General features: G+C 66.5%; 11 protein-coding genes and 6 tRNA genes. 12 read left to right on the top strand and 5 right to left on the bottom strand.

Going from position 1 to position 12272, the window contains the following annotated elements:
* The first annotated feature begins 64 nt into the window (after nucleotides 1-64).
* From RT282_RS10325 to RT282_RS10300, 6 genes are all read left to right on the top strand, one after another.
* A tRNA-Ala gene (locus RT282_RS10325) sits at nucleotides 65-140 on the top strand.
* A gap of 32 nt (nucleotides 141-172) precedes the next feature.
* Nucleotides 173-248: transfer RNA gene (locus tag RT282_RS10320), tRNA-Glu, on the top strand.
* 48 nt (nucleotides 249-296) lie between these two features.
* Nucleotides 297-373, top strand: a tRNA-Asp gene (locus tag RT282_RS10315).
* A gap of 8 nt (nucleotides 374-381) precedes the next feature.
* Nucleotides 382-457, top strand: a tRNA-Ala gene (locus RT282_RS10310).
* 32 nt (nucleotides 458-489) lie between these two features.
* A tRNA-Glu gene (locus tag RT282_RS10305) sits at nucleotides 490-565 on the top strand.
* A 48-nt stretch (nucleotides 566-613) separates the two neighbouring features.
* Nucleotides 614-690: transfer RNA gene (locus tag RT282_RS10300), tRNA-Asp, on the top strand.
* A 122-nt stretch (nucleotides 691-812) separates the two neighbouring features.
* Here RT282_RS10300 and RT282_RS10295 read toward each other — a convergent pair.
* The 3 genes from RT282_RS10295 to RT282_RS10285 all read right to left on the bottom strand — a co-directional run bounded on the left by RT282_RS10295 (nucleotide 813) and on the right by RT282_RS10285 (nucleotide 3536).
* Complete coding sequence (locus RT282_RS10295) at nucleotides 813-1571, bottom strand: 3-hydroxyacyl-CoA dehydrogenase (protein ID WP_312305395.1); 759 nt, start codon at nucleotides 1569-1571, stop codon at nucleotides 813-815.
* Nucleotides 1572-1676: 105 nt separating this feature from the next.
* Nucleotides 1677-2729, bottom strand: a complete 1053-nt coding sequence (locus RT282_RS10290; protein ID WP_312305396.1) for an extracellular solute-binding protein — start codon at nucleotides 2727-2729, stop codon at nucleotides 1677-1679.
* A gap of 252 nt (nucleotides 2730-2981) precedes the next feature.
* On the bottom strand, nucleotides 2982-3536 hold the full coding sequence (locus RT282_RS10285; RefSeq protein ID WP_312305398.1) for a phasin family protein: 555 nt from the start codon (nucleotides 3534-3536) through the stop codon (nucleotides 2982-2984).
* 221 nt (nucleotides 3537-3757) lie between these two features.
* Between RT282_RS10285 and RT282_RS10280 the strand changes: the two genes are divergently transcribed.
* The 6 genes from RT282_RS10280 (at nucleotide 3758) to RT282_RS10255 (ending at nucleotide 10929) form a co-directional block, all read left to right on the top strand.
* Nucleotides 3758-4246, top strand: coding sequence for a thioesterase family protein (locus tag RT282_RS10280; RefSeq protein WP_313084453.1), 489 nt, complete (start codon nucleotides 3758-3760; stop codon nucleotides 4244-4246).
* A 118-nt stretch (nucleotides 4247-4364) separates the two neighbouring features.
* On the top strand, nucleotides 4365-5546 hold the full coding sequence (gene pncB / locus RT282_RS10275; protein ID WP_312305403.1) for a nicotinate phosphoribosyltransferase: 1182 nt from the start codon (nucleotides 4365-4367) through the stop codon (nucleotides 5544-5546).
* Nucleotides 5547-5619: 73 nt separating this feature from the next.
* Nucleotides 5620-7035 (top strand): sodium:proton antiporter, encoded by a 1416-nt coding sequence (locus RT282_RS10270; RefSeq protein WP_312305405.1) that lies wholly within the window; start codon nucleotides 5620-5622, stop codon nucleotides 7033-7035.
* A gap of 35 nt (nucleotides 7036-7070) precedes the next feature.
* Nucleotides 7071-8048 (top strand): D-glycerate dehydrogenase, encoded by a 978-nt coding sequence (locus RT282_RS10265; RefSeq protein WP_313313661.1) that lies wholly within the window; start codon nucleotides 7071-7073, stop codon nucleotides 8046-8048.
* A gap of 68 nt (nucleotides 8049-8116) precedes the next feature.
* Nucleotides 8117-9721, top strand: coding sequence for a DNA recombination protein RmuC (gene rmuC, locus RT282_RS10260; RefSeq protein WP_313313660.1), 1605 nt, complete (start codon nucleotides 8117-8119; stop codon nucleotides 9719-9721).
* Entirely contained in the window at nucleotides 9718-10929 is a 1212-nt protein-coding gene (locus RT282_RS10255) for an MFS transporter (protein ID WP_313313658.1), read from the top strand. The genes rmuC and RT282_RS10255 overlap by 4 nt, the downstream gene beginning before the upstream one ends.
* 12 nt (nucleotides 10930-10941) lie before the next feature.
* On the opposite strand, the gene RT282_RS10250 is transcribed toward RT282_RS10255, so the two are convergent.
* A complete protein-coding gene (locus tag RT282_RS10250) occupies nucleotides 10942-11805 on the bottom strand; it encodes a TIGR00730 family Rossman fold protein (RefSeq protein WP_312305416.1) in 864 nt (287 codons plus the stop codon).
* A 71-nt stretch (nucleotides 11806-11876) separates the two neighbouring features.
* Nucleotides 11877-12260 carry a fluoride efflux transporter CrcB gene (crcB, locus tag RT282_RS10245; protein ID WP_313313655.1) on the bottom strand — a complete coding sequence of 128 codons (384 nt, stop codon included), beginning with the start codon at nucleotides 12258-12260 and terminating at the stop codon, nucleotides 11877-11879.
* Nucleotides 12261-12272 lie beyond the last annotated feature (12 nt).

Raw genomic sequence — 12272 nt, 5'->3', positions numbered from 1 at the left:
ACCTGTCTATAATTCGAGGCTCAGCAGATGACGGGCAAGTGAAAACGAGTCACATCATCTAAGTGGGGGTATAGCTCAGCTGGGAGAGCGCTTGCATGGCATGCAAGAGGTCATCGGTTCGATCCCGTTTACCTCCACCACTGGTTGTTTTGAACGCAAGTTCTTAGGTTTTGACCCTATCGTCTAGAGGCCTAGGACACTACCCTTTCACGGTAGGTACCGGGGTTCGAATCCCCGTAGGGTCGCCAAGTTTGGCTGCACTTGGACTCATTTGAGTCGCAAAGCAGCTCCGACGCGGAGTGGTAGTTCAGTCGGTTAGAATACCGGCCTGTCACGCCGGGGGTCGCGGGTTCGAGTCCCGTCCACTCCGCCAAAGTTTTCGGGGGTATAGCTCAGCTGGGAGAGCGCTTGCATGGCATGCAAGAGGTCATCGGTTCGATCCCGTTTACCTCCACCACTGGTTGTTTTGAACGCAAGTTCTTAGGTTTTGACCCTATCGTCTAGAGGCCTAGGACACTACCCTTTCACGGTAGGTACCGGGGTTCGAATCCCCGTAGGGTCGCCAAGTTTGGCTGCACTTGGACTCATTTGAGTCGCAAAGCAGCTCCGACGCGGAGTGGTAGTTCAGTCGGTTAGAATACCGGCCTGTCACGCCGGGGGTCGCGGGTTCGAGTCCCGTCCACTCCGCCATAGGTTCCAAGCAAACGGGCCACATCGCACGATGTGGCCCGTTTTGTTTGGTGCTTGTGCATTGCGCATGAAAAACGCCTGCAACGCAGGCGTGTCAAGCGTTAGGTGCTATCGAAACGATATCACTTCGGTGCCAGACGGATGGCGCCGTCCAGGCGGATCACTTCGCCATTGAGCATGTCGTTCTCGAAGATGTGACGCACCAGCTTGGCATAGTCCTCGGGCGTGCCCAGGCGGCTGGGGAAGGGCACGCCAGCGGCCAGCGCGTCCTGCACCTCCTGCGGCATGCCGAACAGCATGGGCGTGCCGAAGATGCCGGGGGCGATGGTCATGTTGCGGATGCCGTTGCGTGCCAGGTCACGGGCGATGGGCAGCGTCATGCCGACCACGCCGCCCTTGGAGGCCGCGTACGCCGCCTGGCCGATCTGCCCGTCGTAGGCAGCCACGCTGGCGGTGGAGATCATCACGCCGCGCTCGCCTGTGGCCTCGGGCTCGTTCTTGCTCATGGCCTCGGCGGCCAGGCGGATCATGTTGAAGCTGCCCACCAGGTTGACCGTGATGGTCTTGCTGAAGGTGGCCAGAGCGTGGGCGCCGTTCTTGCCCACGGTCTTCTCGGCCGGGGCAATGCCGGCGCAGTTCACCAGGCCCATCAGCTTGCCCAGCGACACGGCCTTGGCCACCACGGCCTGACCGTCGGTCTCGCTGCTCACGTCGCAGCGCACAAAGGCACCACCGATTTCGCGCGCCACGGCCTCGCCCTTGTCTGCCTGCATGTCGGCGATGACCACCGTGCCGCCGGCCTGCGCCAGCATGCGTGCCGTGCCTTCTCCCAGGCCGGATGCGCCGCCCGTAACGATGAATACCTTGCCTTTGATGTCCATGTGGCTGTCTCCTGTGGTGCCGTTGACGTAAACGTCAATTATCACCGACGCATGGGTAAAAAAATGCCCGGCAGAGCCGGGCATCTGGGAGAGCAGGGTAGGTGATCAGCGGAAGCCCACGCGGTCCAGCATTTGCTGCACCTTGACCTGGTTGGCGCCTACCGCGCCGATCGGGATGGTTTCCGCCTTGAAGGGCTTGCCGCCCGTCATTGCCTTCAGCGCCGGGTTTTCCAGTTCTACGCCCTTGGCGGCAGGCCACTCGTTGTTGGCGTTGGCGAAGTAGTTCTGCGCCTCGGGGCTGGCGAGGTATTCCAGGAACTTGACGGCATTGTCCTTGTGCTTGGCGTGGCGCGCCACGCCGCCACCGGCGATGTTCAGGTGCGTGCCCCAGGATTCCTGGTTGGGGAACACCACGCCCACCTTCTGCATGATGGCTTTGTCGTCAGCCTTGTCGGAACGCATGATGCGCGCCAGGTAGTAGCTGTTGGTGACGGCCACTTCGCACTCACCCGTGGCCACGGCCTTGATCTGGTCGGTATCGCCGCCCTTGGGCCAGCGTGCCATGTTGTCCACCATGCCCTTGAGCCAGGCCTGGGTCTTTTGCTCGCCCATGTGCTCCATGACGGCGCCGAACAGGCTCAGGTTGTAGGGGTGCGAGCCAGAGCGGATGCACAGGCGGTCGCGGTTCTTGGGGTCGCCCAGCTCTTCATAGGTGTCCACGTCCTCGGGCTTGACCTTGGCCTTGTTGTAGACGATGACGCGGGCCCGCGTGGAGAGGCCGAACCAGGCGATGCCGCCATCCGGCGCCGGCTGGGCGCGCAGGTTGGCCGGGATGACGTCTTCCAGCAGCTTCGAGCGCACAGGCAGAAACAGGCCCTCGACCTCGCCGCGGTAGAAGCGCGCGGCATCCACCAGCAGGATGACATCGGCGGGCGAGGCCGCGCCTTCGGCCTTCAGGCGCGCCATGATGCCGGCGTCGTCCGAGTCCACACGGTTGATCTTGATGCCGGTGGTCTTGGTGAAGCCTTCGTACAGCGCCTCGTCCGTGGCGTAGTGGCGGGCGGAGTAGAGGTTGAGCACCTTTTCCTCCTGCGCACTGGCCGTGCCGGCGGCAGCCAGGACGCAGGTGAGCAGCAGGGTCTTGAGGCGGATGGACATGGGCCGGGGTTCTTTCTGCGAAATAGAAACGTCGGGATGATAAGGCAAACGAGAATCGTTCCCAAAAAAGCCGGTGCCTGAGCGGGACTCTCTGCAGGCAAAAAATGGGCAAAAAAAAGCCCAGTCAAGGACTGGGCTTGAAAGGATCCAGAAACGGAGTTTCGAGAGGATCCAAGGAGACAACTGGAGGATCTGGCGAGCCAGATCAGGTAGGTGCAATTATACGGGTAAACCCTGTGAATTGTCCAGCGATCAGCGCTTGCGTTGCGTGCTGGCCACTTCGGCCGTGGCGCGGCTGGCGCTGGTGGCCATGGCGTTGAAGTTGGCTTCGGCAACGTCGCTGGCCTGCTTGACGGCTTTTTGCACCGACTCAAAAGCGTTGTTGGCGGCGGAGACGGCGCTCTTGATCACGGCAACCGAAGTCTCCGAGCCGGCGGGAGCATTCTTGACGGCGGTGTCCACGAAGTTGCTGACGTTCTGCTGGACCTGGGCAGCCTGCGCTTCAAAAGCCTTGCCGAACTCGGTGCCGGTGCCCGAAGCGATCTCGTACAGGTGGCGGCTGTAGGCCACGGCCTTTTCGGCCAGGGGCTGGAACTGGCTGGCCTGCAGGGCCAGCAGCTGCTGCACGTCCTTGGCGGACAGCACGGCCTGGGTGTGGGTCGCGGCTTCGGTCAGAGCGGCGCGCGAGGCGGCCACATTCAGTTCCACAAGCTTTTCCATGCCTTCGAAAGCCTTGCTGGTCAGGCCGAACAGGGTTTCCAGGTTGGCCTTGTGGGAAGCGAGCAGTTGGTCTTGGGTCAGTGTCATGTCTTCTCTCCTGTGAGATGCCCCCGAAAAGAGGCGGGGTTGAGATGGCTGCGCTGTCCGGCCCTAAGGCACTTGCTCATGTTGCAGTGCAGCATAAGGCGAATTCTACAATGCTGAGGCGAACTTGCAAGAATTTTGTTGCAGTGCAGCAATTTACTTCGTAACAAGGTTTGAACGGTACCGCGGCCGGGCGCCGGCCTGGCTGGCACAATCGTTCGCCCATGAACGCTCCGCAATCCGCCAGCGCCCAGGACGGCCGCCAAGCCCGGCCCGCGCCGCAGCACCGCTCGTCCTATGCCGCCTTTCGCACCATCGGCTCGCGCTGGGCCGACAACGACATCTACGGCCACGTCAACAACGTCGTTTACTACTCGTGGTTCGATACCGCGGTGAACGGCCACCTGATAGAGCAGGGCGCGCTGGACATCCACGGCGGCGACACCATTGGCCTGGTGATAGAGACACAGTGCAACTATTTCGCACCGCTGGCCTTTCCGCAGACGGTGGAGGCCGGCCTGCGCGTGGCGCGCCTGGGCACCAGCAGCGTGCGCTACGAGGTCGGCCTGTTCGCCCAGGGCGAGGCCCTGAGCGCCGCCTGCGGCCACTTCATCCATGTCTACGTGGACCGGCAGGAACGCCGCCCGCGGCCGCTGCCAGAGCGCCTTTTGCAGGTGCTTCAGGCCCTGCAGATGCCCCCGGCGCCTCGCTAGTGCCCGCAGGACGGGTCGCGGCGTTGGTGCAACAATCGGGGCCGCTGCCGCCAGCCTCGTGCCTTTCTTTTTCTCCCGCGCGCGTTCTCGTCTCCGGTGCGCCGCCGCGTCTGCTTCCATGATCATCACCAGCCTGCTCGACACCGACCTGTACAAGTTCACCATGATGCAGGTGGTGCTGCATCAGTTTCCCGGCGCGCAGGTGGAGTACCGCTTCAAGTGCCGCAACCCCGGCGTGCAGCTGGCGACCTGCGTGAGCGAGATCCGCGACGAGATCCGCGCGCTGTGCAGCCTGTCCTTCCAGGACGCGGAGTTGAGCTACCTGCGCTCGCTGCGCTTCATCAAAAGCGATTTCGTGGACTTCCTGGGGCTGTTTCGCCTCAACGAGAAGTACATCCGCGTGAGCGCGCTGCCCTCGGGCGAGATCGACATCACCATCGCCGGGCCCTGGCTGCACACCATCCTGTTCGAGATTCCGGTGCTGTCCATCGTCAACGAGGTGTACTTCCGCCATCTGCACAACGTGCCGGACTACCTGGAGGGCCGCCGCCGGCTGGACGAGAAGATGGCGCAGCTGCAGCAGACCGGCCTGGAAGGCCTGAAGATTGCCGATTACGGCACGCGCCGGCGCTTTTCGCGCGCCTGGCACGAGGAAATCCTGCACGTGCTGCGCGCCCGCGCGCCCGAACAGCTGGCCGGCACCAGCAACGTGCTGTTCGCCATGAAGCTGGGCCTGACCCCCCTGGGCACCATGGCGCACGAATACCTGCAGGCCTGCCAGGCGCTGGGCCCGCGCCTGCGCGACACGCAGGTCTTTGGCTTCGAGGTATGGGCCAAGGAATACCGCGGCGACCTCGGCATCGCGCTGTCCGACGTGTACGGCATGAACGCCTTTTTGCGCGACTTCGACCTGTATTTCTGCAAGCTGTTCGACGGTGCGCGCCACGATTCGGGCGATCCGTTCGCCTGGGGCGAGCGCATGCTGCAGCACCTGCGCGACAACCGCGTGGACCCGCGCACCAAGACGCTGATCTTCAGCGACGGCCTGACGGTGCCGCGCATCGTGGAGCTGCATCGCCAGTTCCATGGCCGGTGCCAGCTGGCCTTCGGCATCGGCACCAACCTGACCAACGATCTGGGCTACGAGCCGCTGCAGATCGTCATCAAAATGACGCGCTGCAACGGCCAGCCGGTGGCCAAGGTGTCGGACGCGCCCGGCAAGAACATGTGCGACGACGAGAAATACCTGGCCTACCTGCGCCAGGTGTTCGAGATTCCATCCGTGCCTGAAGGCGCGTGAGCGTCCTGCAGCCGCACGCTGGCCGGGCGGTGGCAGGACAACGACCAGAGAGAGATCCAAGGAGATGAAATCCATGAAGCCCCTGCGCGCGCTGGCCCTGTCCGCGTTCTTCCTGGCGCCCGCCCTGGCCGCGGCCGCGGACATTGACGGCGCCCGCCTGTCCGTGCTGTGGGGCGTGCCTTTTGCCGGTGTGCTGCTGTCGATCGCGCTGCTGCCGCTGCTGGCGCCGCACTTCTGGCACCACCACTTTGGCAAGGTGACGGCTGCGTGGTCCCTGGCCTTCCTCGTGCCGTTTGCCGCCGCCTTCGGGCCGGCGGCCGCGGGGGCCGGCTTCGTGCATGCGCTGCTGGCCGAATACCTGCCCTTCGTCATCTTGCTGGGGGCACTGTTCACCGTGGCCGGCGGCATCTACATCCGCGGCAACCTGCAGGGCAGCGCGGCGCTGAACGCCGGGCTGCTGGCCATCGGCGCGGTGCTGGCCAGCTTCATGGGCACGACCGGCGCGTCCATGCTGCTGATCCGCCCGCTGATCCGCGCCAACGACGGACGCAAGCACATCACCCACGTGGTGGTGTTCTTCATCTTCATCGTCTCCAACGCCGGCGGCTCGCTCACGCCGCTGGGGGACCCGCCGTTGTTCCTTGGCTTCCTCAAGGGCGTGGACTTCTTCTGGACGATGCAGCACATCTGGATGGAGACGCTGTTCCTGGTGAGCGTGCTGCTGGTGCTGTTCTTCCTGCTGGACAGCTGGTTCTGGCGCCAGCCCGGCGAGCGCCTGGCCGTCGACCCCACGCCCGACACGCCGCCGGCCCGCTTCGGCTTCGACGGCAAGGTGAACTTCCTGCTGCTGGCCGTGGTGGTCGGGCTGGTGCTGATGAGCGGCGTGTGGAAGTCCGATGTGCAATGGGACGTGGCCGGCACCGCCGTGGGCCTGCCGGGCCTGGTGCGCGACGCCGGGCTGGTCCTGGTCACGCTGGTGTCGCTGGCCCTCACGCCGCGCCAGGTGCACGAGGACAACCAGTTCAACTGGGGCCCCATGCAGGAGGTGGCCAAGCTGTTCGCCGGCATCTTCCTGACCATCATCCCCGTCATCGCCATGCTCAAGGCGGGCGTGGACGGGCCCTTCGGCGCCATCGTGTCCGCCGTCACGCGCGCCGATGGCTCGCCCGACCCGGCCATGTACTTCTGGGCCTCGGGCCTGCTGTCGTCCTTCCTGGACAACGCGCCGACCTACCTGGTGTTCTTCAACACCGCCGGCGGCGACCCGGTGACCATGATGACGACGCACGCGGCCACGCTGGCGGCGATCTCCGCCGGCTCGGTCTTCATGGGCGCCAACACCTACATCGGCAACGCGCCCAACCTGATGGTCAAGGCGATTGCCGAGGACCGCGGCGTGAAGATGCCCAGCTTCTTCGGCTACATGCTGTGGTCGGTCGGCATCCTGGTGCCGCTGTTCGTCGTCATCACCTTCATCTGGCTGCGCTGAGCGCCATGCCCGCCAGCCCAGGAGCATTCCCCCTCATGACCAAGCCCCGCATCCTCATCGCCCGGAAGATCTTTCCGGAGGTCGTGCAGCGCCTGTCCCAGCATTTTGAGGTGCAGGCCAACGACGCCGACGTGCAGTGGACACCGCAAGAGCTGGCCGCCCAGCTGCAGGACAAGGACGGCGCCCTGACCACCGGCAGCCAGCGCATCGACGCGCAGCTCCTGGCCGCGTGCCCGCGCCTGAAGGTGGTGGCCAACATGGCCGTGGGTTACAACAACTTCGACGTGGCCGCCATGACGGCCGCCGGCGTGCAGGGCACCAACACGCCGGACGTGCTGACCGAGACCACGGCCGACTTCGGCTTTGCGCTGCTGATGGCCACGGCCCGGCGCATGGCGGAAGCCGAGCATTACCTGCGCGCCGGCCTGTGGAAGAACTGGAGCTATGACATGTTCGCCGGCAGCGAAGCGCACGGCAGCACCCTGGGCATCCTGGGCATGGGTCGCATCGGCCAGGGCGTGGCCCGGCGCGGTGCGCACGGCTTCGGCATGCAGGTCATCTACCACAACCGTTCGCGCCTGTCGCCCGAGCTGGAGGCCGAGTGCAAGGCGCAATACGTCTCCAAGGACGAGCTGCTGGCGCGCGCCGACCACCTGGTGCTGGTGCTGCCCTACACGCCCGAGTCGCACCACTCCATCGGCGCGGCCGAGCTGGCACAGATGAAGCCCACGGCCACGCTGATCAACATCGCGCGCGGCGGCATCGTCGACGACGCGGCGCTGGCCCAGGCGCTGAAGGACCGGCGCATCGCCGCCGCCGGGCTGGACGTGTTCGAGGGTGAGCCCAGCGTGCACCCGGCGCTGCTGGAGGTGCCCAACGTGGTGCTCACCCCGCACATCGCCAGCGCCACCGTGGCCACGCGCCTGGCCATGGCCAACCTGGCAGCTGACAACCTGATCGCCTTCTTTGACGGGCGCGGCGCCCTCACGCCGGTGAATGCGGTGGCCCCATAATTGCAAGCAAAAACGGCCTCCAGCCCTTGCTGGGCAAGCGCTGGAAGCTATCAAAACAGTAGTCCCATATGGCCCTTGAAATGATCGCCGCACTGGCCTTGCTGGTGCTGATCGCCCTGCTTTTGGGTGCGCTGCTGCTGCGCCCGGCGCGCGTGCAGCTGCCTCCCGAATGGCTGCAGCAGCTGAGGAGCCTGGAAGCAGCCGTGCAGTCCACCCAGCTGGCCGTGGCGCGCAACGACGGCGCCCTGGCCGCCATGGACCAGCAGCTGCGCGGCTTCGCCCAGGCCACGCAGTCGCTGCTGGACGAGCGCCTGGCGCAGGCCCGCCAGGACGCCGCCGCCGGCCGCAAGGAGCTGTCGGAGGCGCTGGCGTCCTTTCGCGCTGAGCTAGCGCAGACCACGCGCACCCTGACCGACGGCAGCACCAAGTCGCGCGAGGCCATCGGCGAGAGCACGCAACTCTTCGGCCAGCGCATCCAGGAGCGTTTCGATGCTTTAAGCCTGTCCACGCACAGCACGCTGGATTCGCTCAAGGGCGACATCCACACCCAGCTGTCGGCCATGGCGCTGGCGCTCAAGGAGCAGCTGGCCGGCAACACGCGCCAGCTGGGCGAGCTGGCCGCCAGCAGCCAGCAAAGCGCAGAAGCCCTGCGCGGCGCGCTCAACGAGCGCCTGGCCGCCATCCAGAGCGACAACGCCGTGCGGCTGGAGGAGATGCGCCGCACGGTGGACGAGAAACTGCAGTCCACGCTGGAGCAGCGCCTGGGCGAATCCTTCAAGCTGGTCAGCGATCGGCTGGAGCAGGTGCACAAGGGCCTGGGCGAGATGCAGACCCTGGCCGGCAGCGTGGGCGACTTGAAGCGCGTCATGACCAACGTGAAGACGCGCGGCACCTGGGGCGAGCTGCAGCTGGGCATGATCATCGACAACGTACTCACGCCCGAGCAGTACGCCAAGAACGTCAAGACCATGCCCGGCAGCGAGGACCTGGTGGAGTTTGCCATCCGCCTGCCGGGCCGCCTGGACGAGCAGCCGGTATGGCTGCCCATCGACTCCAAATACCCGGTGGAGCATTACCAGCGCCTGCTGGACGCGCACGACGCGGCCGACAAGGCGCTGCTGCTGTCGGCCGGCAATGCCTTCGAAACCTCGATTCGCCTCGAGGCGCGCAAGATCTCGGCCAAGTACGTCTCGCCGCCCTACACCACCGACTTCGCCGTGCTGTACCTGCCCACCGAGGGGCTGTTCGCGGAGGTCATGCGCCGGCCCGGCCTGGTGGAGGCGGTGCAAAACGAGTGCCGGGTGATGATCACCGGCCCGGCCAACCTGGCGGCCATGCTCAATAGCCTGCAGATGGGCTTCAAGACCCTGGCCATCGAGAAGCGCTCCTCCGAGGTGTGGGGCGTGCTGGGCCAGGTCAAGACCGAGTTCGCCAAGTTCGGCGACGTGGTGGAGGCCACGCGCAAGTCCATCGACGCGGCGGCCAAGAAGTTCGAGCAGGTGGGCGTGCGCACGCGCGCCATCCAGCGCCGCCTGCGCGACGTGCAGGAGCTGCCCGCGCCGCAGGCCGACGGTGCCGTCGCTGCTGCTGCCGCCGCCGCGCTGGCGCAGGAAGAGCTGGAGATCGAATCCGGCGACGAGGTGGGTGACCAGGCGCCAGGCGGCGCCGCATGACGGCGCCGCCGCCGGCGCCGGCAGGGGCCACGGAAGACGAGCCCGCCACACTGCGCACGCTGGCGCGGCTGATCGCGGCGCAGGTCTGCATCCACGCGGCCATGACCGGCCTGCGCATGGCCGCGCCGCTGCTGGCCCTGCGCGAGGGCTATGGGCCGGCGGCGGTGGGCTTTTTGCTGGCGCTGTTCGCGCTGTCCCAGGTGTTCCTGGCGCTGCCGGCCGGGCGCTACGCCGACCGCCACGGCCTGAAGCGCCCGGTGCGCCTGGCCGTGGTGGCCGCCAGCCTGGGCGCCGCTGCGGCGCTGGCGCTGCCGGTGTTCGCGATGCTGTGCGTGGGCGCACTGCTCACGGGCGGGGCCACCGGGGTGGCGACCATCGCGCTGCAGCGCCACGTGGGCCGCGCCGCGCACGACGCCACGCAGCTGCGCAGCCTGTTCAGCTGGCTGGCCATCGGGCCGGCCGTCTCCAACTTCATCGGCCCGTTCAGCGCCGGCCTGCTGATCGACCATGCGGGCAGCGAGGCCGGCAGCCTGACGGGCTTTCGCGCGTCGTTCGCGCTGATGGCGCTGTTTCCGCTGTTCACCTGGCTGCTGGTGCGCCGCACGCAGGAGCTGCCGCCGGTGCTGGCGCCGGTGGGCGGGCCGCGCGCCAGCGCCTGGGACCTGCTGGCCGACGAGCGCTTTCGCCGGCTGCTGCTGGTGAACTGGCTGCTGTCCTCGTGCTGGGACGTGCACACCTTCGTCGTGCCGCTGCTGGGGCACGAGCGCGGGCTGTCGGCCTCCGTCATCGGCACCATCCTGGGGGCCTTCGCCGTGGCCGCCGCCGTGGTGCGGGTGCTGATCCCGCTGGTAGCCAAGCACCTGCGCGAGGCCAGCGTGGTGGCAGGCGCCATGCTGGCCGCGGCGGTGCTGTTCGGCGCCTACCCGCTCATGCCCACGGCGCTGCTGATGGGTGCGTGCTCGGTGCTGCTGGGGCTGGCGCTGGGTTCGGTGCAGCCCATGGTCATGAGCCTGCTGCACCAGATCACGCCGCCGCACCGCCACGGCGAGGCCCTGGGCTTGCGCGTGATGGCCATCAACGGCTCCAGCGTCGCCATGCCGCTGCTGTTTGGCAGCGTGGGTACGGTGATCGGCGTGAGTGGGCTGTTCTGGGTGGTGGGTGCCCTGGTGGGCGTGGGCTCGCGCATGGCCCTGCGGCTGCGGGCCTGAAGCCGGCTTTTTCTACAGCCCGTAGAAGGTGCGGATGATGTCCCAGGCCTCGGCCGGGTCGTCGGTGATGTGGAACAGCTCCAGATCGGCCGGCGAGATGGTGCCATGCTCCAGCATCACATCGAAGTTGATGAGCGCGCGCCAAAAGGCGCTGCCGAACAGCACGATGGGCACGGGCTTGGCCTTGGTGGTCTGCACCAGGGTCAACACCTCGAACAGCTCGTCCATGGTGCCGAAGCCGCCGGGGAAGACCACCAGCGCCTTGGCGCGCATCATGAAGTGCATCTTGCGCATCGCGAAGTAGTGGAACTTGTACGACAGCGACGGCGTGATGTAGCGGTTGCCGCTTTGCTCGTGCGGCAGCGTGATGTTCAGCCCCACGTTGGGCGCGCCGACCTCATGGGCGCCGCGGTTGGCGGCCTCCATGATGCCCGGGCCGCCGCCGGTGCAGATGTACATGCGCTCAGGCAGAGGACGCGCCTCGCTGAAGGTGGCCACCAGCGCGGCGAAGCGGCGGGCGGCGTCGTAGTAGGTGGCGTTGCGCACGGCGCGCTCGGCCAGGGCAATGCGCTGCTCGTCGCCGCTGGCGCGCGCGTCTTCCAGCAGGCGCTGGGCGTCCTCGGGCGCGAGAAAGCGCGCGCTGCCATACACCACGATGGTGTTTTCCACACCCTGGGCGGTCTGGCCCAGGTCGGGCTTGAGCAGCTCCAGCTGAAAGCGAATGCCGCGCGTCTCGCGGCGCAGCAGGAATTCCGGGTCGGCGAAGGCCAGGCGGTAGGAATCGGCGTGCAGCGGGTTGCCGGAAACGGCGTAGTTGTGCAGCTCGGACCAGGCGTGGGCCAGGCGGCTGTCCTGCAGTTGGGTATTGGCGTCCATGGGGTTATCTTAATGAAATCGGCCTCCAGCGCTTGTTGGACAAGCGGTGGCAGCTATGAAAATGGTAGTGGTCAAAGGCTGCGCAAGAGCCAGGCGCCACTGTGCAGCCCGGCCCAGGCCGCCATCAGCGAGCCTGCCACGTGCAGCAGCGTCACCAGGAGCGCCAGGCCCAGCCGGCCCTGCAGCAGCAGGCCCAGCACCTCGGCCGAGAAGGTGGAGAAGGTGGTCAGCGCCCCCAGAAAGCCGGTTATGGCCATCAACCGCCACACTGGGTCCAGCTGCGGCAGTGCCTGCAGCAGGGCCAGGGCCAGGCCGACCAGGTAGCCGCCGGCCAAGTTGGCCGCCAGCGTGCCCCAGGGCAGCAAGGCACCGGGCGTGTTCAGCCACAACGCCAGGCGCCAGCGCGCCAGGGCGCCGGCGCAGGCGCCTATGCAGATGGCGGCAACTTGCAGCATGGGCTGCGATTG

The sequence above is a fragment of the Pulveribacter sp. genome, assembly GCF_032079985.1.
Taxonomy (GTDB): domain Bacteria; phylum Pseudomonadota; class Gammaproteobacteria; order Burkholderiales; family Burkholderiaceae_C; genus Melaminivora.
This window is presented reverse-complemented; position numbering and strand designations above follow the sequence as displayed.

Coding starts and splice junctions, on each gene's coding strand:
- RT282_RS10285 (WP_312305398.1), bottom strand. CDS start 3,536: ATGACACTGACCCAAGACCAACTGCTCGCTTCCCACAAGGCCAACCTG.
- RT282_RS10255 (WP_313313658.1), top strand. CDS start 9,718: ATGACGGCGCCGCCGCCGGCGCCGGCAGGGGCCACGGAAGACGAGCCC.
- crcB (WP_313313655.1), bottom strand. CDS start 12,260: ATGCTGCAAGTTGCCGCCATCTGCATAGGCGCCTGCGCCGGCGCCCTG.
- pncB (WP_312305403.1), top strand. CDS start 4,365: ATGATCATCACCAGCCTGCTCGACACCGACCTGTACAAGTTCACCATG.
- RT282_RS10280 (WP_313084453.1), top strand. CDS start 3,758: ATGAACGCTCCGCAATCCGCCAGCGCCCAGGACGGCCGCCAAGCCCGG.
- RT282_RS10265 (WP_313313661.1), top strand. CDS start 7,071: ATGACCAAGCCCCGCATCCTCATCGCCCGGAAGATCTTTCCGGAGGTC.
- RT282_RS10295 (WP_312305395.1), bottom strand. CDS start 1,571: ATGGACATCAAAGGCAAGGTATTCATCGTTACGGGCGGCGCATCCGGC.
- RT282_RS10270 (WP_312305405.1), top strand. CDS start 5,620: ATGAAGCCCCTGCGCGCGCTGGCCCTGTCCGCGTTCTTCCTGGCGCCC.
- rmuC (WP_313313660.1), top strand. CDS start 8,117: ATGGCCCTTGAAATGATCGCCGCACTGGCCTTGCTGGTGCTGATCGCC.
- RT282_RS10290 (WP_312305396.1), bottom strand. CDS start 2,729: ATGTCCATCCGCCTCAAGACCCTGCTGCTCACCTGCGTCCTGGCTGCC.
- RT282_RS10250 (WP_312305416.1), bottom strand. CDS start 11,805: ATGGACGCCAATACCCAACTGCAGGACAGCCGCCTGGCCCACGCCTGG.